This window comes from Streptomyces sp. NPDC034103 (assembly GCF_055575395.1).
Genome location: NZ_JBVISS010000008.1, coordinates 415,642 through 440,593, shown reverse-complemented (window position 1 = coordinate 440,593; position 24,952 = coordinate 415,642). Strand labels below are relative to the sequence as shown.

21 protein-coding genes and 2 pseudogenes are annotated in these 24,952 nt (G+C 73.3%); 14 read left to right on the top strand and 9 right to left on the bottom strand.

Features of this window, described 5'->3' with window-relative positions:
* Positions 1 to 20: 20 nt before the first annotated feature.
* A pseudogene (locus tag ACZ56U_RS20505) lies at positions 21 to 140 on the bottom strand (SCO5389 family protein); the annotation flags it as partial.
* 14 nt (positions 141 to 154) lie between these two features.
* A complete protein-coding gene (locus ACZ56U_RS20500) occupies positions 155 to 1,090 on the bottom strand; it encodes an ATP-binding protein (protein ID WP_469085412.1) in 936 nt (311 codons plus the stop codon).
* Positions 1,091 to 1,223: 133 nt separating this feature from the next.
* Here ACZ56U_RS20500 and ACZ56U_RS20495 point away from each other — a divergent pair, with 133 nt between their 5' ends.
* The 4 genes from ACZ56U_RS20495 to ACZ56U_RS20480 are packed head-to-tail and all read left to right on the top strand — an operon-like array spanning position 1,224 to position 6,272.
* On the top strand, positions 1,224 to 1,760 hold the full coding sequence (locus tag ACZ56U_RS20495) for a GNAT family N-acetyltransferase (protein WP_469085411.1): 537 nt from the start codon (positions 1,224 to 1,226) through the stop codon (positions 1,758 to 1,760).
* Positions 1,761 to 1,764: 4 nt separating this feature from the next.
* Entirely contained in the window at positions 1,765 to 3,255 is a 1,491-nt protein-coding gene (locus tag ACZ56U_RS20490) for an ABC transporter substrate-binding protein (RefSeq protein ID WP_469085410.1), read from the top strand.
* A 3-nt stretch (positions 3,256 to 3,258) separates the two neighbouring features.
* Positions 3,259 to 5,049, top strand: coding sequence for an ABC transporter permease subunit (locus tag ACZ56U_RS20485; protein WP_469085409.1), 1,791 nt, complete (start codon positions 3,259 to 3,261; stop codon positions 5,047 to 5,049).
* Positions 5,046 to 6,272, top strand: a complete 1,227-nt coding sequence (locus ACZ56U_RS20480) for an MDR family MFS transporter (RefSeq protein ID WP_469085408.1) — start codon at positions 5,046 to 5,048, stop codon at positions 6,270 to 6,272. The genes ACZ56U_RS20485 and ACZ56U_RS20480 overlap by 4 nt, the downstream gene beginning before the upstream one ends.
* Position 6,273: 1 nt before the next feature.
* On the opposite strand, the gene ACZ56U_RS20475 is transcribed toward ACZ56U_RS20480, so the two are convergent.
* Complete coding sequence (locus ACZ56U_RS20475; protein WP_469085407.1) at positions 6,274 to 7,032, bottom strand: CDP-alcohol phosphatidyltransferase family protein; 759 nt, start codon at positions 7,030 to 7,032, stop codon at positions 6,274 to 6,276.
* Positions 7,033 to 7,139: 107 nt separating this feature from the next.
* On the opposite strand from ACZ56U_RS20475, the gene ACZ56U_RS20470 reads away from it, so the two are divergent.
* The 5 genes and pseudogenes from ACZ56U_RS20470 to ACZ56U_RS20450 form a co-directional block, all read left to right on the top strand.
* On the top strand, positions 7,140 to 8,120 hold the full coding sequence (locus tag ACZ56U_RS20470) for a zinc-dependent alcohol dehydrogenase (protein ID WP_469085406.1): 981 nt from the start codon (positions 7,140 to 7,142) through the stop codon (positions 8,118 to 8,120).
* 116 nt (positions 8,121 to 8,236) lie between these two features.
* Entirely contained in the window at positions 8,237 to 8,635 is a 399-nt protein-coding gene (locus ACZ56U_RS20465) for a 6-pyruvoyl trahydropterin synthase family protein (RefSeq protein WP_391235536.1), read from the top strand.
* Complete coding sequence (locus tag ACZ56U_RS20460) at positions 8,632 to 9,822, top strand: glycosyltransferase family 4 protein (RefSeq protein ID WP_469085405.1); 1,191 nt, start codon at positions 8,632 to 8,634, stop codon at positions 9,820 to 9,822. The genes ACZ56U_RS20465 and ACZ56U_RS20460 overlap by 4 nt, the downstream gene beginning before the upstream one ends.
* The gene (locus ACZ56U_RS20455) at positions 9,819 to 10,940 is read left to right on the top strand and encodes a class I SAM-dependent methyltransferase (protein ID WP_469085404.1); all 1,122 of its coding nucleotides are present in this window, start codon (positions 9,819 to 9,821) and stop codon (positions 10,938 to 10,940) included. The genes ACZ56U_RS20460 and ACZ56U_RS20455 overlap by 4 nt, the downstream gene beginning before the upstream one ends.
* Positions 10,937 to 12,145 (top strand): annotated as a pseudogene (locus tag ACZ56U_RS20450) (lysylphosphatidylglycerol synthase transmembrane domain-containing protein); the annotation flags it as partial. The gene ACZ56U_RS20455 and the pseudogene ACZ56U_RS20450, both read left to right, overlap by 4 nt.
* A 92-nt stretch (positions 12,146 to 12,237) precedes the next feature.
* Here ACZ56U_RS20450 and ACZ56U_RS20445 read toward each other — a convergent pair.
* Positions 12,238 to 13,008, bottom strand: coding sequence for a creatininase family protein (locus ACZ56U_RS20445; protein ID WP_391235527.1), 771 nt, complete (start codon positions 13,006 to 13,008; stop codon positions 12,238 to 12,240).
* 41 nt (positions 13,009 to 13,049) lie between these two features.
* Here ACZ56U_RS20445 and ribA point away from each other — a divergent pair, with 41 nt between their 5' ends.
* The 4 genes from ribA (at position 13,050) to ACZ56U_RS20425 (ending at position 17,133) form a co-directional block, all read left to right on the top strand.
* Positions 13,050 to 13,709: a GTP cyclohydrolase II gene (gene ribA / locus ACZ56U_RS20440; protein WP_391235524.1), complete on the top strand. Its 660-nt coding sequence runs from the start codon at positions 13,050 to 13,052 to the stop codon at positions 13,707 to 13,709.
* Between the two features lie 64 nt (positions 13,710 to 13,773).
* The gene (locus ACZ56U_RS20435; RefSeq protein ID WP_469085403.1) at positions 13,774 to 14,919 is read left to right on the top strand and encodes an NAD(P)/FAD-dependent oxidoreductase; all 1,146 of its coding nucleotides are present in this window, start codon (positions 13,774 to 13,776) and stop codon (positions 14,917 to 14,919) included.
* Positions 14,916 to 15,986 (top strand): saccharopine dehydrogenase, encoded by a 1,071-nt coding sequence (locus tag ACZ56U_RS20430; RefSeq protein WP_469085402.1) that lies wholly within the window; start codon positions 14,916 to 14,918, stop codon positions 15,984 to 15,986. The genes ACZ56U_RS20435 and ACZ56U_RS20430 overlap by 4 nt, the downstream gene beginning before the upstream one ends.
* A complete protein-coding gene (locus ACZ56U_RS20425) occupies positions 15,979 to 17,133 on the top strand; it encodes a saccharopine dehydrogenase family protein (RefSeq protein ID WP_469085401.1) in 1,155 nt (384 codons plus the stop codon). Before ACZ56U_RS20430 ends, ACZ56U_RS20425 begins: the two co-directional genes overlap by 8 nt.
* Positions 17,134 to 17,242: 109 nt before the next feature.
* On the opposite strand, the gene ACZ56U_RS20420 is transcribed toward ACZ56U_RS20425, so the two are convergent.
* The 3 genes from ACZ56U_RS20420 to ACZ56U_RS20410 all read right to left on the bottom strand — a co-directional run bounded on the left by ACZ56U_RS20420 (position 17,243) and on the right by ACZ56U_RS20410 (position 20,417).
* On the bottom strand, positions 17,243 to 18,469 hold the full coding sequence (locus ACZ56U_RS20420; RefSeq protein ID WP_469085400.1) for a serine hydrolase domain-containing protein: 1,227 nt from the start codon (positions 18,467 to 18,469) through the stop codon (positions 17,243 to 17,245).
* Between the two features lie 65 nt (positions 18,470 to 18,534).
* Entirely contained in the window at positions 18,535 to 19,842 is a 1,308-nt protein-coding gene (locus ACZ56U_RS20415) for an MFS transporter (protein ID WP_469085399.1), read from the bottom strand.
* Positions 19,839 to 20,417, bottom strand: coding sequence for a TetR/AcrR family transcriptional regulator (locus tag ACZ56U_RS20410; RefSeq protein WP_469085398.1), 579 nt, complete (start codon positions 20,415 to 20,417; stop codon positions 19,839 to 19,841). Before ACZ56U_RS20410 ends, ACZ56U_RS20415 begins: the two co-directional genes overlap by 4 nt.
* Positions 20,418 to 20,505: 88 nt before the next feature.
* Between ACZ56U_RS20410 and ACZ56U_RS20405 the strand changes: the two genes are divergently transcribed.
* Complete coding sequence (locus ACZ56U_RS20405) at positions 20,506 to 20,955, top strand: PPOX class F420-dependent oxidoreductase (protein ID WP_469085397.1); 450 nt, start codon at positions 20,506 to 20,508, stop codon at positions 20,953 to 20,955.
* 54 nt (positions 20,956 to 21,009) lie between these two features.
* Here ACZ56U_RS20405 and ACZ56U_RS20400 read toward each other — a convergent pair whose 3' ends face one another.
* Both ACZ56U_RS20400 and ACZ56U_RS20395 read right to left on the bottom strand, forming a co-directional pair.
* Positions 21,010 to 22,206: an MFS transporter gene (locus ACZ56U_RS20400; RefSeq protein WP_469085396.1), complete on the bottom strand. Its 1,197-nt coding sequence runs from the start codon at positions 22,204 to 22,206 to the stop codon at positions 21,010 to 21,012.
* Positions 22,207 to 22,462: 256 nt separating this feature from the next.
* Positions 22,463 to 24,853: an ATP-binding cassette domain-containing protein gene (locus ACZ56U_RS20395; RefSeq protein ID WP_469085395.1), complete on the bottom strand. Its 2,391-nt coding sequence runs from the start codon at positions 24,851 to 24,853 to the stop codon at positions 22,463 to 22,465.
* Positions 24,854 to 24,952 lie beyond the last annotated feature (99 nt).

Sequence of the window (24,952 nt, the reverse complement as noted above, 5' to 3'; positions counted from 1 at the left end):
ACGGCCGCCGTACGGACGGGTCAGCAGTCCCGGAACTCCGGTGACTGGTTCAGGATCTGCGAGCGCACCGAGGTGAAGCGCGCGTAGGTCTCGCTGTCCTGCGACCCCGGGCGGAAGGCCGCGACCCTGTCTGTGCGTTGAGGGGGGTGAGGGGTCAGGCGGGGGACGCGGGGCCGGGCACGAAGTCGGGGTCGACCTGGGACGCCAGGTCCTCGCCGGCCCAGGCCCGGGCGTTGCGCAGATGGAACTCCACGGCGTGGGCGTGCAGCGTCGCCCAGTCGCGGGGGCAGGCGTCCACGGCCTCGCGCAGGAGGTTCAGGGCGTGCCGGTTGTGCGCCTCCAGCTCGCCCCGCTCGCGGCCCTGTTCGGCGGCGCGGACGAACGGGGACTGGACGAGGTGGGTCAGCAGGTCGTCGCCCACCTCCTGCTTGAGGAAGAGCAGGTCGTCCTCGCCGGTCACCTTGTTGCCGACCACGGCGATCCGGATGCCGAACTCGCGGGCGTGGTCGCGGTACTGGCGGTAGACGGAGACGCCCTTGCGGGTGGGTTCCGCCACCAGGAACGTCATGTCGAAGCGGGTGAAGAGGCCGGAGGCGAAGGCGTCCGCGCCCGCCGTCATGTCCACCACCACGTACTCGCCGGGGCCGTCGAGGAGGTGGTTGAGGTAGAGCTCCACGGCGCCCAGCTTGGAGTGGTAGCAGGCCACCCCGAGGTCGCTCTCCTCGAACTCGCCCGTCACCATGAGCGGCACCTCGCCCACCCGCCGGACGTGCCGGGCGTGCAGTTCGTCGTCGCCGAGCAGGTGCAGCAGCCGGGAGCCGCGGCCGGGCGGGGTGGTCTTGATCATGGACTCGGGGGAGGGGATACGCGGGTTGGTGCCGCGCAGGAAGTCCTTGATGCCGGTCAGGTGGGCGCCCAGCGCAGGGGCGGCCGGTGCGGACCCGTCGTGGCCGAGCGCCTCGGCCAGGTGCTGGTTGATGTCCCCGTCCACGGCGAGCACGGGAGCACCGGTCGCGGCGAGATGACGGGAGAAGAGTGCCGACAGGGTGGTCTTGCCGCTGCCACCCTTGCCGACGAAGGCGACGCGCATCAGCATCCCGCCCTTGCCGCACCTAGGGCGGTTTTGAAAATGGATGTCATGTCGGTAGGTTCTATGGGTGTCCTCGATCACTGTCAAATCGCCAGGTGATCAACGAGTTCCGCTTAATGCATATGATGTGCAAGTGCGTGACTACAGCATCAGGGCCGCCGGCCCGGACGACCTCGACGCTGCCCGAGCGGTGATGCTCGACACCCTCTACCGCGACTTCGGCACCGGGTACGTGCCGCGCTGGCACGGCGACATCATCGACCCGGCCGCCGCCTATCTGCTGCCGGAGCGCCACACCCTCCTCGTGGCGACCGACCCGGCGGACGGCCAGGTCATCGCCACCGGCGCCCTCGACTCCCGCGGCCCCGCCCACCCGCCGAACCCGCGCCAGATCGCCGAGAGCTACCCGTCAGGCGAGACCGCGCAGCTGCGCCGCGTCTACGTCCGCCCCGAGCACCGCAGGCGCGGGCTCGCCCGGCGGATGGTCGCCGAACTCATGGCGTTCGCCGTGGCCGACGGCGGCTACCGCTCCGTCTATCTGCACACCGACCCGGCCGTGCCCGGCGCCGAGGCCTTCTGGCGGTCGCTCGGCAAGCTCGTGCACGACGAGCGCGCGGACCCCGAGGGCGCCCACGACGTCCTCCACTTCGAGATCCCGATGGGGCGATGACCGCATGACCCGACCGCGTTACCTCCTCGCCCTCCTGCTCGCCCCCGTCCTCACCGGCTGCTTCGCCTCCGGCGGCGCGGGCGGCTCCTCCGACGACGCGGGCGGCGGCTCCCGGCTGCGCGTCGCCCTCGCCTTCCCGCCGGCCGAGAACCTCACCCCGTACGGCGCCGACGCCACCCTCCTCAGCCGCCTCGGTGTCACCGAGGGCCTGACCGCCCTCGACGCCAACGGCGCCGCCGTCCCCGCACTCGCCGCGTCCTGGACCCGCGAGAACGACCGCACCTGGCTGTTCACCCTGCGCGAGGCCACCTTCCAGGACGGCGCCAAGGTCACCCCCGCCGCCGTCGCCGCCGCCCTCACCCACGCCACCGAGGCCAAGCCGGCCCCCGCCGCCCTCTCCGGCGTCACCCTCACCGCCAAGGCGTCGGGCGGCACCGGTGTACGCGTCAGCACCAAGGACCCCGACCCCGCGCTGCCGCTGCGGCTGTCCAGCCCGAGCCTCGCCGTGCTGTCCGCGAAGGCGTACGGCGGGACGGACCGCGTCGACCCGGTCGGCCACGCCACCGGCCCCTTCCGGCTCACCAAGGTCATGGGCGCCACCGCCGCCACCCTCGACCGCTACGACGACTACTGGGGCGGCCGCGCCCAGGCCGCGGGCATCGACGTGAAGTTCGTCGCCGACGGCACCGCCCGCGCCAGTGCCCTGCGCACGGACCAGGTCGACCTCGCCGAGGCGATCCCCGTCGCCCAGGCCGCCACCCTCGACAAGGGCCTGCGCAGGGCCACGGCCACCACCCGCACCACGAGCCTGCTCCTCAACACCGAGTCGGACGTGTTCAAGAACCCCGGCCTCCGGGCCGCGGCCCGGCAGGCCGTCGACACCTCCGCACTTGCCCAGGGCGTCTACGAGGGGTACGCCGACGCCGGCGCCGGTCTCTACGGGCCCGCCGTGACCTGGGCCGAGGGCAGGCGCGTCGCGCCGGTCGGCCGGGCGAGGGCGACCGATCCCGGGGGCCGCGCGATCACCCTCGCCACCTACGACAACCGGCCCGAACTCCCCGAGGTCGCCCAGGTGTTGAAGCAACAGCTGGAAAAGGCCGGCTTCGAGGTGGAGTTGGAGGTGCGCGAGTACTCGCGACTGGAGAGCGACGCGCTGGAGGGCAGGTTCGACGCCTTCGTCGGCGCCCGCAACAGCCTCCTCGACACCGGCGACCCGGTCTCCGTCCTCGCCAGCGACTTCACCTGCGACGGCAGCTACAACCTCGCCCTGCTGTGCGACAGGCACGTCGACAACGCGGTGAAGAAGGCCGAGGGCATCACCGACACCACGCAGCGGCAGGACGCGGCGATGGCCGCCGAGGCCGAGATCCTCGGCACCGACGCCGTCGTCCCGCTGGTCCACCAGCGCGTCATCACCGGCATCGGCCCCACGGTCAGCGGCGCGCTCCTCGACCCCTACGAGCGCACCCTCGTCGGCACCGGCACCCGGCGCTGAGGCATGCGGCAGCACGCGGCCACCCTGCTGTGGCGGGCCGGGATCGCCACCGCCCTGGTGTGCGCGGTCGGCCTGCTGCCGTGGCTGACCCGCACCGACCCGGCCCTGACCGTCCTCAAGGCCCGCTCGGCGGAACGCGACCCCGACCCCCGGGTACTCGCCGACATCCGGGCACAACTCGGCCTGGACGACGGCCCGTTCCGCCTCCTCGGACAGTGGATCGGCGGACTGGGGCGCGGGGACGCGGGCCAGTCGTGGATCTCCGGCGACGAGGTCACCCCCGCCGTCCTCCAAGCCCTGGGCGCCTCCCTGCTGTTGATGGCGGCGGCCCTCGCGGTCGCCGCCGGCACCGCCGCGCTGATCTGCGCCCGCACCCTCTGGCTCGGCGCACACCGGCGGCTCGACGGACGCCGCGCGGGCGGCGGCGGTTCCGCGGTCCTCGCCGCGCTGCCGGAGTTCCTCACCGCGTCCGTGCTCGCCACCGTCGTCGGCGTCCAGCTCGGCTGGCTGCCCGCCCTCGGCTGGTACGGGCCGCGGTGGACGATCCTGCCCGCTCTCGCCCTCGGCCTGCCCGCGGGCGCCGTCCTCGGACGGCTCCTCGACGACCTGCTGCCCGGCGCCTTCGCCGAACCCTGGGCGCTGGCCGCCGCCGCGCGCGGACTGCCCGGCCGCTCCATAGCCCGCCAGGCGCTGCGCCGCTGTCTGCCCGGACTCCTGCCGAACACCGGCCTGTTCGCGGTCGGCCTCACCGGCGGCGCGGTCGCGGTGGAGCAGATCTTCGACATCCCCGGCCTCGGCCGCACCACCCTTCAGGCCGCCCTCGCCCAGGACCTCCCCGTCCTCCAGGCCGGCACCCTCGCCCTCGTCCTCCTCGCGGCCGCCTTCGCCGGACTCGCCGCGCTCGCCACCCGCCTGCTGATCGGCACGGCCCTGCGCGACGGCGCCCTGCCGTCCCCGCACGGCCCGACGCCGCCCGCCCGCGGCATCCAGCCGTTCGCCTACGGGGGGCTGCTGACGCTCGTCATCGCCCTCGGCCTGCCCCGCGACCCGCTCGCCCTCGACACCCGGCGGCGCCTCCAGGCCCCGTCCGCCGCCCACCCGTTCGGCACCGACGCCCTCGGCCGTGACGTGCTCGCCCGGGTCGCGCACGGCGCCGTCGAGACCCTGCTGCTCGCCCTCGCGATCGGCGCCGCCGCCCTGCTCATCGGCGTCACGCTCGGCCTGTCGCCCCGGCTGTCCGGACCGCTCGTCGACACGGTCACCGCCCTGCCGCCGGTCCTGGTCGCCCTCCTGGTCACCGCCGTCGCCGGCAGCGGCCCCGCCACCCCAGCGCTCGCCGTCGGCGCCGTCGCCTGGGCACCCCTCGCGGCCCACACCTCCGCCCTGCTGCGTCAGGAACGCGCCGCCCTCCACATCACCGCCACCCTCGCCCTGGGCGCCGGCCCCTGGCACCTGCTCCGCCGCGAGCTGCTGCCCGCCGTCCTGCCGCCCGTCACCCGCCACGCCCTGCTGCGGCTCCCCGGCATCGCCCTCGCCCTCGCCTCCCTCGCCTTCCTGGGGCTCGGCGCCCAACCGCCCGCCCCGGAATGGGGCCTGCTGCTCGCCGAGAACCAGCCCTACGCCGAGCGCGCCCCCTGGGCCGTCCTCGCCCCCGCCGCCGCCCTCGCCCTGCTCGGCGCGCTCGCGGTGACCGCGGCGGGCGGGGTGCGCCGACCGCGACGCGGGCCCCGCCCGGCTGTGCCGGAACCCCGGCAGCGGCCCCGTACCACGCCACAAGAGGTGGGAACCCGATGAGCTCGATCGCCATGGCCCCGCGCAAGGAACGGGGCCGCACCCGGCTCACACCGCTGCTGCGGCTGCTGATCCTCACCCAACTCGCCTTCAACCTGGGCTTCTTCGCCGTGCTGCCGTTCCTGTCGGAGCATCTCGGCACCGCGGTCGGCATGGCGGGCTGGATGGTCGGGTTCGTGCTGGGGCTGAGGACCTTCAGCCAGCAGGGGCTGTTCGTGGTGGGCGGGGCGCTGGCCGACCGGTACGGCATCCGGCCGGTCGTGCTCGCGGGGTGCGCCCTGCGGATCGCCGGGTTCGCCTGGCTCGGGTACGCCGAGGCGACCGGTGCGGTCATCGGGGCCGTCCTGCTGATCGGGTTCGCCGCCGCGCTGTTCTCGCCCGCCGTCGAGTCCGAGGTGGCCCGGCAGGCCGTCGTCCACGAGGAGGAGGGCGGCGGGTCACGGACCCGGGTGCTCGCGCTGTTCACCGTGGCCGGACAGGCGGGGGCGTTCGTCGGACCGCTCCTCGGCGCACTGCTGCTGGCGGTGGACTTCCGGACCGTGTGCCTGGCCGGTGCCGGCATCTTCGTGCTCGTCCTCGCCGGACACGCGTGGCTGCTGCCGCAGCGCATCCCCGGACGGCCCCGAGTCGACGTCAAGGGCGGCATACCGGTGCTGCTGCGCAACCGGCGCTTTCTCGCACTGGCCTGCGCGTACGGCGCCTATCTGCTCGCCTACAACCAGCTCTACCTCGCGCTGCCCGCCGAGGTGGAACGCGTCACCGGCTCCCAGTCCGCGCTGGCCTGGCTGTTCGCCCTGTCCTCGCTGCTGGTGGTGACCGCCCAACTGCCCGTCACCCGCTGGGTCGGCGACCGGCTGGCGCTGCGCCGCTCCATGGCGGCCGGACTGCTGCTCATCGCCGCCGGGTTCGCGGTCGTGGCGCTCGCCCGGCCGGCCGGCTGGACGGGGACGGCGGGGCTGCTGCCCGCGGCCGGGTTCGTCGTCCTGCTCACCTTCGGCCAGATGCTCGTCGCGCCCGTCGCCCGCGCCTGGGTCCCCGACCTCGCCGAGGAGGGCCGGCTCGGTCTCTACACCGGGGCGCTGTCCTCGGTGTCCGGCCTGATCGTGCTGGTCGGCAGCTCCGCGACCGGCACTCTCCTCGACAGCGGACTGCCGGTGGCGGTGCCGTGGCTGGTGCTGGCCGCGGTACCGGCCGCGGCCGTCGCGCTGCTGCCGCGCCGGCCGTAGGTCATCCGGCGACCAGCTCGCGCACGTCCTCCAGGGGGAGCTCCATGAGCCGGGAGGTGCGGAAGAGCCACAGGACGTCCCGGCCGAACGACCACACCAGCGCGCCCAGCGCCGTCGCCACCACCCCGAACTCCAGGGCGTGCGGCAGCAGACCGGAGGCGGCCAGGAGGAGGAAGACGCCCTGGAGGGCGGCGACCGTCTTGCGGGCGGTGCTCGGCGGGAGCGGGGCGTTCAGCCACGGCCAGACGCGGGCGGCGGCGACGAAGGCGTAGCGCATGCCGCCGATCAGCAGCACCCACGGGCCGTGCGCCATCGACACGTACACGCTGAGCACCAGGATCAGGAACGCGTCGACCTCCATGTCGAAGCGCGCGCCGAGCGGGGTGGAGGTGCCGGTGGCGCGGGCGACCTTGCCGTCGACGCCGTCGAGGATGAGGGCGACGGCCGTCAGGCCGACGAACACTGTGATGGGCGGGGAGCTCTGGAAGGAGTCGGCGACCAGTGCCGTCACCCCGCCGACCAGGATCGAACGGCCGAGGGTCACCCGGTTGGCGGGACCGAAGGAGCGGGACCGGGAGCGGTGCAGGGCCCGGGAGAGCACCGCCCAGGTGGCGACGGCGAAGACGAGACCGGTCAGCCAGCCCGCCGGCCCCAGCCCGATCGCCGTACCGAGCAGGGCCAGCAACAGGATCTGTACACCCGCTCCGACAGCGGTCTCCTGCTGGACCAGCCTTGCCTCGTAAGTGTTGTTCAGGGCCACCGAACATCCTCCGGCCGTGTGACAGAGTCGATCAACGCCGCGTACTGTGCGCGACCTGTGCACACCTCGGTACGTGAACCACTTCCCGATCGTTCAGGAGGACGCCGATGAAGCGCGCCGCGAGTGCGTTCTGGCTCAGCAGTCCGGGTGAAGGCGAGATACGCCGGTTCACCCTTCCGGCCCCCACCGAGGGGGAGGTGCTGGTCCGCGCACTGTACTCCGGCGTCAGCCGCGGCACGGAGACCCTGGTCTTCCGCGGCGGGGTCCCCGCAAGCCAGCACGCGGTGATGCGGGCGCCGTTCCAGGAGGGCGACTTCCCGGCCCCCGTGAAGTACGGCTACCTCAGCGTCGGAGAGGTCGAGGAGGGCCCGGCGGACCTCGTCGGCCGTACGGTCTTCTGCCTCTACCCGCACCAGACGCGTTACGTCGTCCCGGTGACCGCCGTGACCCCGGTGCCCGAGAACGTGCCCGCCGAACGGGCGATCCTCGCCGGCACGATCGAGACCGCCGTCAACGCCCTCTGGGACGCGGCACCGCTCGTCGGTGACCGCATCGCCGTGGTCGGCGGCGGCATGGTCGGCTGCTCGGTCGCCGCGCTGCTGGCCCGCTTCCCGGGCGTGCGGGTCCAGCTGGTCGACGCCGATCCGGCCCGGGCCGAGGTCGCGGAGGCGCTCGGGGTCGGCTTCGCGCTGCCCGCCGACGCGCTCGGCGAGTGCGACCTCGTCGTCCACGCCAGCGCCACCGAGCAGGGACTGGCCCGCGCGCTGGAGCTGCTCAGGCCGGAGGGCACGGTCCTCGAACTGAGCTGGTACGGCGACCGGCAGGTCAGCCTGCCGCTCGGCGAGGCCTTCCACTCCCGGCGGCTGGTCATCCGCAGCAGCCAGGTCGGCACCGTCTCCCCGGCCCGATCCAGCCGTACCTACGCCGACCGACTCGCCCTGGCCCTCGAACTCCTCGCCGACCCGGCGCTCGACGCCCTCGTCACAGGAGAAAGCACGTTCGAGGAGCTGCCACGGGTGATGCCCCAGCTCGCTTCCGGGGAGATCGCGGCGCTGTGTCACCGGGTGAGGTACGGCACGAGCGCCTGACCTGAGAAAAGAGTGAGAGACGGCTGAACACGGGGAAGCGAAGAGCCGTACTACTCGGCATCCCCGCCGGCAAGCAGGGCGGGGGATCGAAGGCGCCGCACCTGGAGGGTCGTCCGTTGTTCAGTGTCACCGTCCGCGATCACATCATGATCGCCCACAGCTTCCGCGGTGAGGTCTTCGGACCAGCGCAGCGTCTGCACGGAGCCACGTTCCTCGTGGACGCCACCTTCCGGCGTGAGCAGTTGGACGACGACAACATCGTCGTCGACATCGGCCTGGCCACGCAGGAGCTCGGTGCCGTCGTCAGCGAGCTCAACTACCGGAACCTCGACAACGAGCCCGACTTCGCGGGGATCAACACCTCGACGGAGTTCCTGGCCAAGGTCATCGCCGACCGGCTCGCCGAGCGCATCCACAAGGGAGCGCTCGGCGAAGGGGCCCGCGGCATCGCCGCGATCGGGGTCACGCTGCACGAGTCGCATGTCGCCTGGGCGAGTTACGAGCGTGCGCTGTGACCGACGTGACCCTGGAGAAAACCCCCCAGGCCGCGCTGGGCTACGTGCCCGTGCAGCACTCCGTCCTCAAGAACGCGGACATCGTGCCCATGTCTTTGCGCACCGTGCACTTCGTCATGCCGGGCGGCGTCGACGACCCGGCCGCGCCGAGCGGCGGCAACGCCTATGACCGGCGGGTGAGTCTGGACCTGCCCGGCTTCGGCTGGCAGGTCCACAAGCACGCGGTGACCGGCACCTGGCCCCGGCCGGGCGCCGACGCCCGTGCGGAACTCGCGCGCACCCTGCGCGAGTTGCCCGACGACACCGTCGTCCTGATGGACGGCCTGGTCGCCTGCGGAGTCCCCGAGATCGTCGTCCCCGAGGCGGAGCGGCTGCGGCTCGCCGTCCTCGTGCACCTTCCGCTCGGCGACGAGACCGGCCTCGACCCGGCCCTGGCCGCCGAGTTGGACGCGAAGGAACGCGCGGTGCTCCGCGCCGTGCCCGCCGTGATCGCCACCAGCGACTGGGCCGTGCGCCGGCTCGTCTCCCACCACGGCCTCGCCCCCGACCGGGTCCATGTCGCCGCCCCCGGCGCCGACATCGCCCCCCTCGCCTCCGGCACCGACGGCGTCTCCCGCCTGCTGTGCGTCGCCGCCGTGACCCCCCGCAAGGGACAGCACCGGCTCGTCGAGGCGCTCGCGACGGTGCGGGACCTGCCGTGGAGCTGCGTCTGCGTGGGAGGACTCACCCAGGACCCCCAGTACGTGGCCGACCTGCGGTCCCTGATCGCGAAGTACGGCCTGGAGCACCGGCTGGAGCTGGCCGGACCGCGGGCCGGCGCCGAACTCGACGCCGCGTACGCCGCCGCCGACCTGATGGTCCTCACCTCCTACGCCGAGACCTACGGCATGGCGGTCACGGAGGCCCTCGCGCGCGGCATCCCGGTCCTGGCCACCGACGTCGGCGGCCTCCCCGAGGCGGTCGGCCGCGCCCCCGACGGAGGGGTGCCCGGCATCCTCGTCCCGCCGGAGGACCCCGCCGCCCTCGCCGCGGAACTGCGCGGCTGGTTCGGTGAGGCGGACGTACGGCGCCGGCTCAAGGCGGCTGCCCGGGGCCGCCGGGCCGCCCTGGACGGCTGGGCGGCCACGGCCCGCAGCCTGGCCGGGGTACTGGGCCGGCTGTCGAGCGAGCCCAGGAGGGCGGCATGAGGAAGACGGCGACGACAGCGCAGCGCGGTGGGATGATCCCGGCGCAGGCGGGGCCGCGGGACGTGCCGGCGGCCGACGGGGAGATGGATGCCGTGGGAGCGGAGACCGAGGACGCGCCCGGACAGCCGGGTGCGGCGAGCGGGCCCGAGCGCCCGGAAGCCGTCGCGGCCGTGGAGGAGGCCCCGCGGGGTCCGACCGTCGCCCCGGACGCCGCGGCGCACTCCGCGATGCCCGGCGCCGGTCCCGCTGAGCGGCCCACCGTACGGCTCCGCGAGGACGGCCCCGAGGAGCAGCCGAGGTACGCGCCCGAGTGGCTGGAGCTGCGGGAACCCGCCGACGCCGGGGCGCGCTCGCTCGACCTGCTCGACCCGTTGCGGATCCGGCTCGCCAACCTGCCGGGCAAGGCCGGGGTGGTCATCCACGACCTCGGGTGCGGCACCGGCTCGATGGGCCGCTGGCTCGCGCCCCGGCTCGACGGCCCCCAGCACTGGGTGCTGCACGACCGCGACCCCTACCTCCTGCACTTCGCCGCCGTCGCCTCGCCGCGCGTCGCCGCCGACGGCAGCCGCGTCACCGTCGAGACCCGACGCGGCGACGTGGCCCGGCTGACCGCGGACGCCCTCTCCGGCGCGTCCCTGGTGACCACCTCCGCCCTCCTCGACGTCCTCACCCGCGAGGAGATCGACACCCTCGCCGCCGCCTGCACGGGCGCGGGCTGCCCGGCCCTGCTGACCCTCTCCGTGGCCGGCCGTGTCGAACTCACCCCGGCCGACCCGCTGGACGAGGAGATCGTCGAGGCGTTCAACGCCCACCAGCGGCGCTCCGGCATGCTGGGCCCGGACGCGGTCGCGGCCGCCTGCGACGCCTTCTCCGAGCGGGGCGCCACCGTACGGCTGAACTCCAGCCCCTGGCGCCTGGGCCCGGCCGAGTCCGCCCTCACCGCCCAGTGGCTGCGCGGCTGGGTCGGCGCGGCGGTGGAAGAGCGCCCGGACCTGCGCGAGCGCGCCGACCGCTACCTCCGCGAACGCCTGGAGGCCTGTGCGGCGGGCGAGCTCGACGTCGTCGTCCACCACACCGACCTGCTGGCGCTGTCCCGGCCGACGGGCGGGTCGGCATGAGCGTGGAGACGGTACGGGCGGCCCACGCGGGCCGACGGGGACCGGCCCGCCGCCGACGCTGGGCGGGACCGGCCGGAGGGACGCGCGGGCGTGGGCGCACGGCGGTGACGCCGGTGGCCGGGACCGCGTCGGTGCGGGGCGTGGCCGCGTTCGTGGCGGGCGCGCGGCTGGCGGAGCGGTACGCGGAGGCGATGGCCGGGGCTGCCGAGGGGAGCCGGGTGGCCGGGGGGACTCTTCCCGAGGTCGCCGCCCTCGTCGCGCCGCCCGTCAAGGCCGTTGCGCCTCCGCCCGTGGCCGTCTCCGGTGACCGCATCGGCGTGATCGTCGGCAGGCCCCGGCCCGAGGCGGCCGCCGCCACCGCGGCCGGTGCCACCCATGGCGCCTCCTGGTGGCGAAACGTTCTCTCGCGCCTCACGTCCCCGGCCGTACGCACCCACCTCGGCAGCGCCGTCGGCGTGCTCATCCTCGCCGTACTGCTCTGGCGGCTCGGCACCGGTGTCTTCCTCGACGGACTGCGCCGCATCGACGGCGGGACGCTGCTGGCCGCGCTCGGCATCGGCGCCGTGACCACCGTCCTCAGCGCCTGGCGCTGGCAGTTGGTCGCCCGGGGCCTGCACATCCGGCTGCCGCTCGGCGCCGCCGTGGCCTCCTACTACCGGGCCCTGTTCCTCAACGCGGCCCTCCCCGGCGGCGTCCTCGGCGACGTGCACCGGGCGGTCCGGCACGGGCGGAGCACCCAGGACCTCGGCCGCTGTGTACGGGCCGTCGTCCTCGAACGGGTCGCGGGACAACTGGCGTTGGCCGTGATCGGCGCCGCCGTGCTGCTCACCATGCCGTCCCCGGTGCTCACCCAGGCCCGGCATCTCGCGCCGCTGCTCCTGCTCGGCGCGCTGGGCGCGCTCGCCGTCGTCCTCGCGCTGCGGACGAACCGGACGTCCGCCCGCTGCGGCAAGGTGCTGCGCGAGGCCCGCGAGGGACTGCTGTCGCGGGAGAACGGACCCGGTGTCGCCCTGTCCTCGGTCCTCGTCCTCGCCGGGCACCTCGCGATGTTCGTGCTCGCCGCCCGGGTCGCCGGCTCCGCGGCCTCCGTCGCCGTCCTGCTGCCGATCGCCGTACTCGCCCTGCTCGCCATGGGGCTGCCGCTGAACGTCGGCGGCTGGGGCCCCCGCGAGGGCGTCACCGCCTGGGCGTTCGGCGCGGCCGGGCTGGGTGCCGGCAGCGGGCTGGCCGTCGCGGTCGTCTACGGGGTGCTCTCCCTCGCGGCCAGCCTGCCCGGCCTCCTCGTCCTGCTCGCCCGCTACCCGCGCGCCGCATCCCCGTCGGAGGTGAGCAGTGAGAAATACGCGCCGAAGGAATCCGCCAGGCTCGCAAGCAGCGCTTTGCCCTTTTCCGCCGAACCCAGTGAAGGTCGCCCGATGACACCGGAATCGGTATAGGCGGACATACCGAGGGTGAGCAGATGACGTCGGTCGTCGGCGACGAAATCGCCGGACTCATAACCGGGTCGGACATATTCGGGAGACGTGTGCAGAAGGATGGAGGTCTCGATTTCCCCCGCGTGCATGTCGGAGAGCAGCGAGGTGGTCACGCCCGCCCGCTCCCGCGCCGTCTCCCAGTCCTCGGCGGCCGGGAACAGCGCCATCTTCTCGCCGCGGGCGGAGGATTCCTGAACGACGTTGCCCAGTACGTAGTTTCCGCCGTGGCCATTGACCACGACCAGGGCCTCGACGCCGGACCGGCGCAGCGAAGAGGCTATGTCCCGTACCACCGAGTGAAGGGTCACCGATGAGATGCTGACGGTTCCCGCCCACGCGGCGTGTTCGTGCGAGCAGGAGATCGTCACCGGAGGGAGGAGGTGCACCGGGTACGCCGCGGCGATCTCCCGGGCGACGGCACAGGCGACGAGGGTGTCGGTCGCCAGGGGAAGGAACGCACCGTGCTGCTCGAAGCTCCCGACCGGAAGGACGGCGACCTGTCGTGAGACACCCGCGCCCCGCGTCCGTACGTCTTCCGTGGTGTCCGCCGGCAACGGACCGTATGCCGCCGACCGCATTTGCGAACCGCTCATTCTTTCACGGCCTTTCGTCTCTGCTTAGGAACTCGAGAATCATGACAGAAAAAATTGGCGTACTCGGCACGAAGTCTCCTCAGCGCACGGGTGTGGAACGCGTGGTGAATGCGCCGCTGCCCACCGTGTACGGGCAATTCCGGGCCGTCGGATACCTCGACCACGATCGCGGCGACGAGCAAGTGGCCCTGGTCTACGGCGAGATCGGCACGGACGAGGTCCTGACCCGGCTGCACTCGGAATGCCTCACCGGTGACGCGTTCGGCTCCCGGCACTGCGAGTGCGGCGAACAACTCGACTCCGCGCTACGGGCCGTTGTCGCCGAGGGCAGCGGCATCGTCGTCTACCTGCGCGGCCACGAGGGCCGGGGCATCGGACTGCTCGCCAAGCTGCGCGCGATGGCGCTCCAGGCGGAGGGTCTGGACACCGTGGAGGCGAACCTCGCCCTCGGTCTGCCGGTGGACGCCCGCGACTACGGGGTCGCCGCCGGGATGCTGGCCGACCTCGGGGTGCGTTCGGTGCGGCTGATGTCCAACAACCCCGACAAGCGCGAGGCGCTGATCCGGCACGGCATCGAGGTCGCCGAGACCGTGCCGCTGCTGATAGCGCCGTGCGAGAGCAACATCACCTACCTGCGCACCAAGCGGGAACGCCTGGACCACCACCTGCCGCATCTGGACGCCGTGGCCCACCTGTCCTGATTACGGGAACCCGAGTCCGGACAGGAACAGGGGACCGGCCCCGACGCCCCTGGGAGGCTCGCCCGTGGACACACAGGCCAACGCCGTCGTGATCGGCGGTGGGGTGATGGGCACCAGCATCGCCTACCACCTCGCCGCCGCGGGGGTCCGCGACGTCGTGCTCGTCGAACGGGACGAACTGGCCTCCGGTTCCACCTCCAGGGCGGCCGGGGGTGTGCGGGCGCAGTTCTCCGACGCGCTCAACGTGCTGCTCGGCGCCCGCAGCCTGGAGGCGTTCGGCCGGTTCGGTGAGGAGGTCGGGCACGACATCGGCCTGCACCGCGTCGGCTATCTGTTCCTGCTCTCGACCCCCGAGGACGTCGCCTCCTTCGAGGCGGGCGTGCGGCTGCAGAACTCCCTCGGCGTGCCCAGCCGCATGCTCACCCCCAAGGAGGCCCGCAAGCTCTCCCCGTTGATCAGCACCGACGGACTGCTCTCCGCCGCCTACTCGCCGGACGACGGCCACTGCACGCCCGAGGCCGTCGTCCACGGCTACGCCTCCGCCGCCCGCGCCCTGGGCGCCCGCATCCTGCGGCACACCGAGGCCACCGGCATCACCGTGCGCGGCGACATCATCCGCTCCGTCGAGACGACCCTCGGCACCATCGCCACCGACACGGTGATCTGCGCGGCCGGCGCCTGGTCCCGCTCGGTCGGCAGGATGGTCGGGGTGGACCTGCCGGTGGAGCCGCTGCGCCGCCAGATCGCGGTCACCGAGCCGGTCCCGGGCCTGCCGCCCGGCCTGCCGATGACGATCGACTTCAGCAGCACCCTCTACTTCCACCGCGAGGGCCCCGGCCTGCTCGTCGGCATGTCCGACCCGGACGAGCGCCCCGGCTTCGCCACCGACACCCACGACCGCTGGATCCCCCGCCTCACCGCCGCGATGCACCACCGCGCCCCGTCCCTGCTCGACCTGCGCCGCACCGGCGGCTGGGCGGGCCTGTACGAGGTCACCCCGGACCACAACGCCCTGATCGGCGAGGCGACGACGGTGTCCCGCTTCCTGTACGCGACCGGCTTCTCCGGCCATGGCTTCCTCCAGGGACCCGCCGTCGGCGAGGTCGTCCGCGACCTGTGCCTGGGCCGCGTACCCTTCGTGGACGTCAGCCCGTTGCACGCCGGCCGGTTCGCGGCCGACGCCCCGCGCCCGGAGGCCAACTGCGTATGACCGAGCTCCACTTGTGGCTGCGCCACGAGGTCCGGCCCACCGAACGCCGGACCCCCCTCGTGCCGTCCGACGCCCGCCGGCTCGTGGAGAGCGGCGTGACCCTGACGGTCGAGGAGGCCCCGCAGCGGATCTTCCCCGTGACGGAGTACGAGGCGGTCGGCGCCCGGGTCGCGCCCGCGGGCTCCTGGGTGTCGGCGCCGGCCGACGCGGTGGTCCTCGGTCTGAAGGAACTCCCCGACGCACCGGCCGAGTTGTCCCACCGGCACATCTTCTTCGGGCATGCCTACAAGCGGCAGCCCGGCGCCGCCGACCTGCTGCGCCGGTTCGCCGCCGGGTCAGGCGCGCTGCTCGACCTGGAGTACCTGGTCGACGACCGCGGGCGACGGCTCGCCGCCTTCGGGTACTGGGCGGGATACCTGGGCGCGGCCCTGGCGGTGCTCCAGCACCGGGGCCGGCTCGCCACCCCCCTCACACCCACCGCGAAGGAGGACCTCGACGAGATCCTCCGGCCCGCCCCCGGCGACGAGGAGTTCACCGCGCTCGTCATCGGTGCCCTGGGCCGCAGCGGACGCGGCGCCCGCGTCGCCCTGCGGGCCGCCGGGATCGATCCCACCTGCTGGGATCTCGACGAGACCCGCGACCTGGACCGCCCGGCCCTGCTGGCGCACGACGTCCTGGTGAACTGCGTCCTGGCCACCACCCCCATCCCGCCCTTCCTCCGGGAAGCCGACCTCGACGACCCGGCCCGCCGGCTGCGCACCCTCTGCGACGTCACCTGCGACGTCGGCTCGCCCCTGAACGTCCTGCCGGTCTACGACCGCACCACCGAGTGGACCGAGCCGGTGCGCCGTCTGCACAAGGAGCCCCCGCTCGACCTGATCGCCATCGACAACCTGCCCTCGCTGCTGCCGAGGGAGTCCAGCACCGACTTCTCGGGGCAACTGCTGCCCCTGCTGCTGGAGTTCGGCACCGGCGGGGCATGGGGCCGCTGTCTGGACCGGTTCCGGGACGCCTCCCGGGAACTCGGTGCCCTGGACGTCGTACAGGAGGAGTCACGGGATGTCTGACCTGGTTCCGGCGAGCGGTACCGTCCACTGGATCGGCACCGGCCTGTCCACGGGAAGCGGACTGGCCGGGCTGTGCGAGACGGCCGAACGGGTGCGCGTCTGGCACCGCACCGAGGAACGCGCCGCCGAGGCCCTCGACCGGCTCGGCCTCACCGGCCGTGCCGAGCCCCGCGCCTACACCCTGCCCGCCCTCACGGCGGAGCTCGCGCCCGGGGACGTGGTCGTGTCGATGCTGCCCGCGCCGGAGCACGCCGGGATCCTGGCCGCCTGTGTCTCCCGCGCGGCGCACTTCGCCTGCTCCAGCTATGTGTCGGACGCGGTCCTGGAGCAGGTGCCCGCGGCCCGCGCGGCCGGGGTGGTGGTCCTCACCGAGGCAGGGCTCGACCCGGGCATCGACCACCTCTTCGCGCACGGCCTGGTCGCCCGCGCCCGGGACGCGATCGGCGCCGGCACAGCGGCCTCGTACCGTCTGACCTCCTACTGCGGCGGCGTTCCGGCGGTGCCGAACGACTTCCGGTACCGGTTCAGCTGGGCGCCCCTCGGCGTGCTCAACGCCCTGCGCTCGCCCGCCCGTTACATCCAGGACGGTGCCGAGACCGTCGCCGAGCGGCCCTGGGAGGCGACCCGGCGGCACGTCGTCGACGGGGAGGCCTTCGAGGTCTACCCGAACCGTGACAGCGTCCCCTTCGTCGAGCAGTACGGGATGCCGGGCGCCTGGAGGCCGCGGACCTTTGTGCGGGGCACCCTGCGCCTGGAGGGGTGGCTGCGGGCCTGGGAGGCGGTCTTCGAGGAGCTCAAGGGCGGGGACGACGACCGGATCGCCGCGTTGGCGCGGGAGTTGGCGGCGGCGTACCCGACCACGGACGCCGACCGCGACCGGGTGGTCCTCGCCGTGTCGCTGGACGTCGAGGGCCCGGCGGGGCGGTCCTGGTCGGGCGCCTATCTGCTGGACCTGGTGGGGGACGAGGAGGAGAGCGCGATGGCCCGCTGTGTCTCGCGCACCCTCGCCCTGGGCGTCGGGCACATCCTGGACGGCTCGCTGCCACCGGGCCTGAACCGGGCCGCCGAGACGGCGGCCCGGTCGGAGCAGTGGCTGCGGGAACTGGCGCTGGACGGGATGGAGTTCACGCTACGGGTGGACGCCTGACCGGTCGAGCGCGGCCGGGGGCCTTGTGTGCGGCGCCCCTGATCAGACCCTCGCGGCGTGGGCGCGGGGCTGCTGACCGGTCGGTCGCGGCCCCGTGCGCGACTGCGGCTCAGTCGGTGATCGCCTGGTGCACCAGCCGCCGGAGGTCCGGGTTGAGCTTCAGGGTCTTCGGCCGTACCTGCGTGTAGAACTGCACGGTCAGATCGTGGCGCGGATCGACCCAGAAGGTCGTGGACGCCGCCCCGCTCCAGCCGAAGGTGCCCTGGCTCATGGGCGCGAGGGTGCGGGCGGGGTCGATCGCCACGGAGACGCCGAGGCCGAAGCCGAGCCCGTCGTTGTTGGGTTCGTCGTGGGCCGGTTTGCTGCCGAAGGCGCGCAGGTCCACGCCGCCGGGAAGGTGGTTGCTGGTCATCAGGTCCACCGTGCCGGGAGTCAGCAGCCGGACGCCGTCGAGTTCGCCGCGGCGGCGCAGCAGTTCCATGAAGCGGTGCATGTCGTGGGCGGAGGCCACCATGCCGCCGCTGCCGGACAGGAAGCGGGGCCGGCCGGACAGCGGCAGGCCGGCGATCGGCTCGATGCCGCCGTCGTCCTTCTCGCCGTACAACTCGCCCAGCCGGTCCGCCTGGTCGTCGGGTACGCAGAAGCCGGCGTCGGTCATCCCGAGCGGTTCGAAGATCCGCTCGGCGAAGAAGGCGTCGAGGGGTTGGCCGGACACCACCTCGATGACCCTGCCCAGCACGTTGGAGGAGACCGAGTAGTTCCACTCGGTGCCGGGCTCGAACTGCAGCGGCAGGCTCGCGTACACGTCGACCGTCTCGGCCAGCGTCGAGCCCGGCACCACGGACGAGTCCAGACGGGCCTCGCGGTAGCGGGCGTCGACCGGGTGGGAGTGGTAGAAGGCGAAGGTCAGGCCGCCGGTGTGGGTCATCAAGTGACGTATCAGCAGCGGATTCTCGGCAGGCCGGGTCACCATGTCGGCGCCGGAACCGCTCACGTACACCCGCGCGTCGGCGAACGCCGGCAGGTGCCGGGCGACCGGGTCGTCCAGCGACAGCCTGCCCTCCTCCACCAGGGTCAGGGCGGCCACCGCCGTGACGGGCTTGGTCATCGAGTAGATCCGCCACAAGGTGTCCGTCTCGACGGGCAGTTGTGCCGCGAGGTCGCGCTGCCCGTGCGCCGTGAGGTGGGCGACGCGGCCGCCGCGGGCGACGGACACGAGGAAACCGGGCATGCGCCCCTCGTCGACGTAGTGGGCGAAGTGCTGGTCGAGGCGGTCCAGTGCCTTCACATCCAGTCCGACCTCACCCGGGTCGACCTCTTGCCGCAAGCGTGCCATGGCTGTCCTCCGATCGCGTTCGTCGAGGTGCGGTCCGGAATACCCCGCCGGACCGGCCTCCGATCTCATCGTCGCGCAGGAACGGCCGGACGTCCGCCCGGTTGACCTTGACCGGACGGTGTGGCGCGGAAACGTCCTGCCAGGACCGCCCCCGCCACGGCGAGGAGGGCGAGCAGCGTCAGTGGCACGGCCTGCCCCATGAGCGGTGTCACGACGGCCACGCCCAGGGTCGGCCCGACGTTCATCGCGGTCTGCTGGAGCCCGCCCGCCACCCCCGCCGACTCGACGGGACTCTGCTGGATCACGGCATGGGTGGCCGCCACCATGACGGTGCCGAAACCGGCCCCGAGCAGGGCGGCCCCGGTGCCCAGGGCGAGCGTGCTGGACGCCCGTGAGAGCACCAGGATCCCGGCGGCGAGCACCACCATCGCGGCCACCGTGGTCCAGCGGGCCCCCGCCCGGCGCAGCGCCATCGGGCAGAGCGCGGCGGCGGCCACCATCAGCACGGCCAACGGCAGACAGCGCAGGGCGCTGCGGACGGGGTCGAGGCCGAGTGTGTCCTGAAGGACGTAGGTGGCGACGAACACCGTGCCCGACAGGGCGGCCGACGCGGTGACCAGGACGCCGAGCGGTGCGCCGGGGACGGCACGCGGTATCAGCGGGTTCGCGGTCCGGCGCTCGTGGCGCACGAGGACGGCGCCGGCGACGGCGGCCACCGCCGGACCGGGCCACCATCGGGCGGTGGCGAACGCGTGGACGAGGCAGCCCAGGGTCACCGCGAGCAGGACGGCTCCGGGCAGATCCAGCCGGACCCGGCCGGTGCGCTCCGGCTCCCGCACGGCGAGGGCGAGGGCGCCGAGGACCAGCGCGGGGCCGACGTTGAGGAAGAACACCGCCCGCCACCCGGACCCAGCGACCAGCACCCCGCCGACCAGGGGCCCGACCGCGGCGGACACCCCGATGGCCGCGGTCCGCAGCGCGATGGGCCCGCGGAGCCGGTCCGCCGGGTAGGCGGCCCGCAGCATGCCGAGCGTGGCGGGTTGCAGCAGGGCCCCGAACACCCCCTGGACCACCCGTAGTCCGATCACCCAGCCGATACCGGGGGCCAGCCCGATGCCCGCCGACGCGGCCCCGAAGCCGAGCATGCCGATGCCGAACAACCGCTGGTGTCCGTAGCGGTCACCGAGCCTCCCGGCGAACACCAACAGGCTCGCCACCGCGACGAGATAGCCGGTGCTGGTCCACTGCACCTGCGCGAAGGACGCGCCCAGATCCTTGTGCAACGTGGGCTGGGCGATGGTGAGGACGGTGCCGTCGAGGGCGACGATCACGGCTCCGGTGACGCTGCCGGCGAGGACGAGGCGGGGCTTCACGCGTCCTCCTGACCGAGGTGGGCGTCCAGGGCCGACCGCAGCAGGGGCGCGAAGTCGTCGGCTCCCGTGGCGAGTTGGAGGCTGCCCCAGCTCCACAGCTGGGCGATGCCGTGCAGGTTCGCCCACCAGGCCCCCGCGACCAGGCGGGCGTCCGCGTCCGGGCGGGCCTGGGCGACCAGCTCCACCAGACGACCGAAGAGCGGCAGGCTGGTGTCCCGCAGGCCGAGATGGCCGCTCTCCAGCAGGTCGTGACGGAACATCAGCTCGTACATGCCGCGGTTGTCCAGCGCGAACTCCAGATACGCCCGCCCCAGCGAGGTCAGCTGGGCCCGGGGGCTCGCCGTACCGTCACCGGCCGCCGTCGCCACCCGCTGCGCCAGGTCGGCGAAGCCCTGGCGGGCGATGGCCGACAGCAGCTCCAGGTGGGTGGGGAAGTGGCGGCGTGGCGCGCCGTGGGAGACACCCGCCCGGCGGGCGATCTCCCGCAGCGTCAGCGCCTGCACGCCCTCGCGGGCGACCAGGTCCACGCCGACCTCGACCAGCCGGGCCCGCAGCCCGGTCTCGGGTTCATCCATAGACAGTGTCTACCAGGGGGCGTAGACACTGTCTACCCGCGCTCCTGGGTGGGGAATGCCCGCACCCCGTGCGCCGGTTGACCCAGACATGACTCAGGACGCGACGCAGAACGCATTGCTCGGACTGCTCTCCGAGGGACACGACGGGGTGCTGGTCACCCTCAAACGCGACGGCCGACCCCAGCTGTCGAACGTCAGCCACGCCTACTACCCGGACGAGCGGATCATCCGGATCTCGATCACCGACGGCCGGGCCAAGACCCGCAACCTGCGGCGCGATCCGAGGGCCTCGTACCACGTGACCGCCCCCGACCGCCGTGCCTACACGGTCGCCGAGGGCACGGCCGAGCTCTCGCCGGTCGCCCAGGACCCCTACGACGAGACGGTCGAGGAACTCGTCCGCCTCTACCGTGACGTCCTGGGCGAGCACCCCGACTGGGACGACTTCCGTGCCGTGATGGTCCGCGACCGGCGGCTGGTGGCGCGGGTGAAGGTGGAACGGGCGTACGGCATCCCGGCGGGGGCGAACCGGGGCTGACAGCGCGCACCCACCCCGCCGGCGCGACGGCCGCGGCGGGGCGAGGCGCGGGGCTCACGCGTCGGAGCGCCGGGCGGGGAAGCCGTGGACGCGCGCCCCCGCCACCACCGCGAGCACCGGCAGCAGCAGCACCAGCACGCTCCACGGGAACGCTCGCGCGCCGAACAGCCCGAGCAGCGCCCCGCCGACCGCCCCGCCACCCGCCATCGCCGCGTTCCACAGCGTGACCAGCATCGCCTGGGCGGCATCGGCCTGTTCGCCGCCCGCGTCCGCCACCGCGGTCTGGAGCAGGGTCGGAGCACCGCCCCAGCCGAGACCCCACAGCGCGGCGGCGACGTACACGAGGACCTGACTGTCGGCGAAGCCGGCCAGCAGCGCGGCCGCCCCACCGATCAGCAGGGTGCTCGCCACGGTCAGGGCCCGCAGCCGCCGGTCGATGTGCGCGCCGACGATCCAGATGCTCACCAGCGAGGCGCCGCCGAACACCAGCAGCACCAGATCCGTGGCCTCGCCGAGGCCGAACCGGTCCAGGAACGTGGCGATGTAGGCGTACAGCACGGTGTGCGCGAGGACGAGGACCAGCGTCACGAAGAGGACCGGTACGACTCCCGGCACCGCGAGCACCCGCGCGGTCGGGACCCGGCGGCCGGGCTCCTGGCCGGGCCGGTCCGGCACCAGCAGCGCTATCCAGCCGAGCAGTACCACGGCGACCGCGGTCATCAGCGCGAACGCCGTCCGCCAGCCCAGTGCCCCGCCCAGAAACGTCCCCGCGGGCACACCCACCGACAGTGCCACCGGCACGCCGGTCATGACGACCGCGACGGCCCGGCCCTGGAGCGGGGCGGGGACCAGCCGCCGGGCGTAGCCGGCCAGCAGCGCCCAGGCGAGACCGGCGGCCACGCCCGCGAGGAACCGGGCCGCCAGGGTGAGCGCGTAGTGCGCGGAGACGGCGGTGACCGTGTTGGCGACGGCGAACCCGGCCATCGCCGTGAGCAGCAGCCGCTTGCGCGGCCAGCCGGCCGTCGCCGCGGACAGCGGGATCGCCGTGAGGGCGGTACCGACCGCGTAGACGGTCACCGCCTGTCCCGCCGCCGCCTCGCTCACCGCCAGATCCCCGCTCATCGCGGGCAGCAGCCCGGCCGGGAGGGTCTCGGTGAGGCTGGTGACGAAGACGGCGGTGGTGAGGGCGAGGAGGGCGGGCAGGGGCAGGCCGCGGGTTCGCGCGGCGGGTGTGGTGTCGGTGGTTGCCATGCCGGGAGGGTCGGCCCTGACACCGGTGTCAGGTTCAAGGGCCGTTCCGCGTGTACCGGCCGCTCCGCGCGTACCGGCCGTCCCTGAATTCGGCCGGTACGCGCGGAGCCCTCCCCTCCCCGGTCAGGCCGCACCCGCGGCGGGGGCTGTTCTTCTCTGCTCGTTCCGGCCGATGTTCTTGCCGAGAACGTCAACTGTCAACGGGGTCGACGAGGTTCGCGCCGACTGCTCACCCCCGTGAGCAGGGGCGCCCCGTTCAGCCGCCGACGTACTCCGCGAGGTGTTCGCCCGTGAGGGTGGAACGCGCCGCGACCAGGTCGGCCGGGGTGCCCTCGAAGACGATCCTGCCGCCGTCATGGCCGGCGCCGGGGCCGAGGTCGATGATCCAGTCGGCGTGCGCCATGACCGCCTGGTGGTGCTCGATGACGATGACCGACTTCCCGGAGTCGACCAACCGGTCGAGCAGGGCCAGCAGTTGCTCCACATCGGCGAGATGGAGGCCGGTCGTCGGCTCGTCGAGGACGTAGACCCCGCCCTTCTCGCCCATGTGGGTGGCCAGCTTCAGCCGTTGCCGCTCACCGCCCGACAGCGTGGTCAGCGGCTGGCCGAGGGTGAGGTAGCCGAGCCCGACGTCCGCGAGCCGTTCGAGGATCTTGTGCGCGGCCGGCGTACGGGCCTCGCCCGCACCGAAGAACTCCACCGCCTCGGACACCGGCATCGCGAGCACCTCGCTGATGTCCCGCCCGCCGAGGCGGTACTCCAGCACGGCCGCCTGGAACCGCTTCCCCTCGCACTCCTCGCAGGTGGAGGCCACCCCGGCCATCATCGCCAGGTCGGTGTAGACGACGCCCGCGCCGTTGCACGTCGGGCACGCACCCTCGGAGTTGGCGCTGAACAGGGCCGGCTTCACCCCGTTGGCCTTGGCGAACGCCTTGCGGATCGGCTCCAACAGCCCGGTGTACGTGGCCGGGTTGCTGCGTCGGGAGCCGCGGATGCCCGTCTGGTCCACCGTGATCACCCCGTCCCGCCCGGACACCGAGCCGTGGATCAGGGAGCTCTTGCCGGACCCGGCGACCCCGGTGAGGACGACCAGCGCGCCGAGGGGGATGTCGACGTCGACGTCCTGGAGGTTGTTGGTCCCGGCACCGCGCACCGACAGCACACCGGACGGCTCGCGCACCGACTTCTTCAGCGCGGCCCGGTCGTCCAGGTGCCGTCCGGTGAGCGTGTCGGCGGCCCGCAGCCCCTCGACGGTGCCCTCGAAGACCACCTCGCCGCCCGCGGAGCCGGCGCGCGGGCCGAGGTCCACGACGTGGTCGGCGATCTCGATGGCCTCCGGCTTGTGCTCGACGACCAGCACGGTGTTGCCCTTGTCGCGCAGCTGGAGCAGCAGCTCGTTCATCCGGCGGATGTCGTGCGGGTGCAGCCCGATCGTCGGCTCGTCGAAGACGTACGTGACGTCGGTGAGGGAGGAGCCGAGGTGGCGGATCATCTTGGTGCGCTGCGCCTCACCGCCCGACAGGGTGCCCGAGGGGCGGTCCAGGCTGAGGTAGCCGAGACCGATCTCGACGAACGAGTCCAGCGAGTGACCCAGCGAGGCCAGCAGGGGGGCCACCGACGGATCCTTCAACTCCCGTACCCAGGCGGCGAGATCGTCGATCTGCATGGCGCAGACGTCGGCGATGTTCTTCCCCTTGATCTTCGACGAGCGCGCCTCGGCGCTGAGCCGGGTGCCCTCGCACTCGGGACAGGTCTGGAAGGTCACCGCGCGCTCCACGAAGGCGCGGATGTGCGGCTGGAGGGCGTCGACGTCCTTGGAGAGGAAGGACTTCTGGATCTTGGGCACCAGACCTTCGTAGGTCAGGTTGATCCCCTCGACCTTGATCTTGGTCGGCTCCTTGTACAACAGGTCGTGCAGTTCCCGCTTGTTGAACCTGCGGATCGGCTTGTCGGGGTCGAAGAACCCGCTGCCCCGGAAGATCCGGCCGTACCAGCCGTCCATGCTGTAGCCGGGGACGGTCAGCGCGCCCTCGTTGAGCGACAGGCTGTCGTCGTACAGCGCCGTGAGGTCGAAGTCGCTGACCGAGCCCATGCCCTCGCAGCGCGGACACATGCCGCCGAGCCGGTGGAAGGTGGCCTTCTCCGCCTTGGTCTTGCCGCCGCGCTCCACGGTGATCGCACCGCTCGCCGAGACCGAGGGCACGTTGAAGGAGTATGCGTTGGGCGGGCCGATGTGCGGTGTGCCGAGCCGGCTGAACAGGATGCGCAGCATCGCGTTGACGTCGGTGACCGTGCCGACGGTCGAGCGGGCGTTGGCGCCCATCCGCTCCTGGTCGACGATGATCGCCGTGGTCAGACCGTCCAGGACGTCGACCTCGGGCCGCGCCAGCGTCGGCATGAACCCCTGGACGAAGGCGCTGTACGTCTCGTTGATCAGCCGCTGCGACTCCGCCGCGATCGTGTCGAACACCAGGGAGCTCTTGCCCGAGCCGGAGACGCCGGTGAACACCGTCAGCCGGCGCTTGGGGATCTCGATGCTGATGTCCTTGAGATTGTTCTCGCGCGCGCCGTGCACACGGATCAGATCGTGGCTGTCGGCGGGGTGCGGCTCGGACGACCGTCCGCTCGTCGGCTCGGCCATGCTCATCGTCTCTCCATCGTTCGGGGCGGGCCGCCCGGGCGGCCTGTCGTCGCTGTCGCCTGGTTCGATCTCACCGGCTGGGAGCATTAGGTCTGATTTCCCCGC

Coding starts and splice junctions, on each gene's coding strand:
- ACZ56U_RS20500 (WP_469085412.1), bottom strand. CDS start 1,090: ATGCGCGTCGCCTTCGTCGGCAAGGGTGGCAGCGGCAAGACCACCCTG.
- ACZ56U_RS20490 (WP_469085410.1), top strand. CDS start 1,765: ATGACCCGACCGCGTTACCTCCTCGCCCTCCTGCTCGCCCCCGTCCTC.
- ACZ56U_RS20485 (WP_469085409.1), top strand. CDS start 3,259: ATGCGGCAGCACGCGGCCACCCTGCTGTGGCGGGCCGGGATCGCCACC.
- ACZ56U_RS20480 (WP_469085408.1), top strand. CDS start 5,046: ATGAGCTCGATCGCCATGGCCCCGCGCAAGGAACGGGGCCGCACCCGG.
- ACZ56U_RS20470 (WP_469085406.1), top strand. CDS start 7,140: ATGAAGCGCGCCGCGAGTGCGTTCTGGCTCAGCAGTCCGGGTGAAGGC.
- ACZ56U_RS20455 (WP_469085404.1), top strand. CDS start 9,819: ATGAGGAAGACGGCGACGACAGCGCAGCGCGGTGGGATGATCCCGGCG.
- ACZ56U_RS20445 (WP_391235527.1), bottom strand. CDS start 13,008: ATGAGCGGTTCGCAAATGCGGTCGGCGGCATACGGTCCGTTGCCGGCG.
- ribA (WP_391235524.1), top strand. CDS start 13,050: ATGACAGAAAAAATTGGCGTACTCGGCACGAAGTCTCCTCAGCGCACG.
- ACZ56U_RS20430 (WP_469085402.1), top strand. CDS start 14,916: ATGACCGAGCTCCACTTGTGGCTGCGCCACGAGGTCCGGCCCACCGAA.
- ACZ56U_RS20425 (WP_469085401.1), top strand. CDS start 15,979: ATGTCTGACCTGGTTCCGGCGAGCGGTACCGTCCACTGGATCGGCACC.
- ACZ56U_RS20420 (WP_469085400.1), bottom strand. CDS start 18,469: ATGGCACGCTTGCGGCAAGAGGTCGACCCGGGTGAGGTCGGACTGGAT.
- ACZ56U_RS20410 (WP_469085398.1), bottom strand. CDS start 20,417: ATGGATGAACCCGAGACCGGGCTGCGGGCCCGGCTGGTCGAGGTCGGC.
- ACZ56U_RS20405 (WP_469085397.1), top strand. CDS start 20,506: ATGACTCAGGACGCGACGCAGAACGCATTGCTCGGACTGCTCTCCGAG.
- ACZ56U_RS20400 (WP_469085396.1), bottom strand. CDS start 22,206: ATGGCAACCACCGACACCACACCCGCCGCGCGAACCCGCGGCCTGCCC.
- ACZ56U_RS20395 (WP_469085395.1), bottom strand. CDS start 24,853: ATGAGCATGGCCGAGCCGACGAGCGGACGGTCGTCCGAGCCGCACCCC.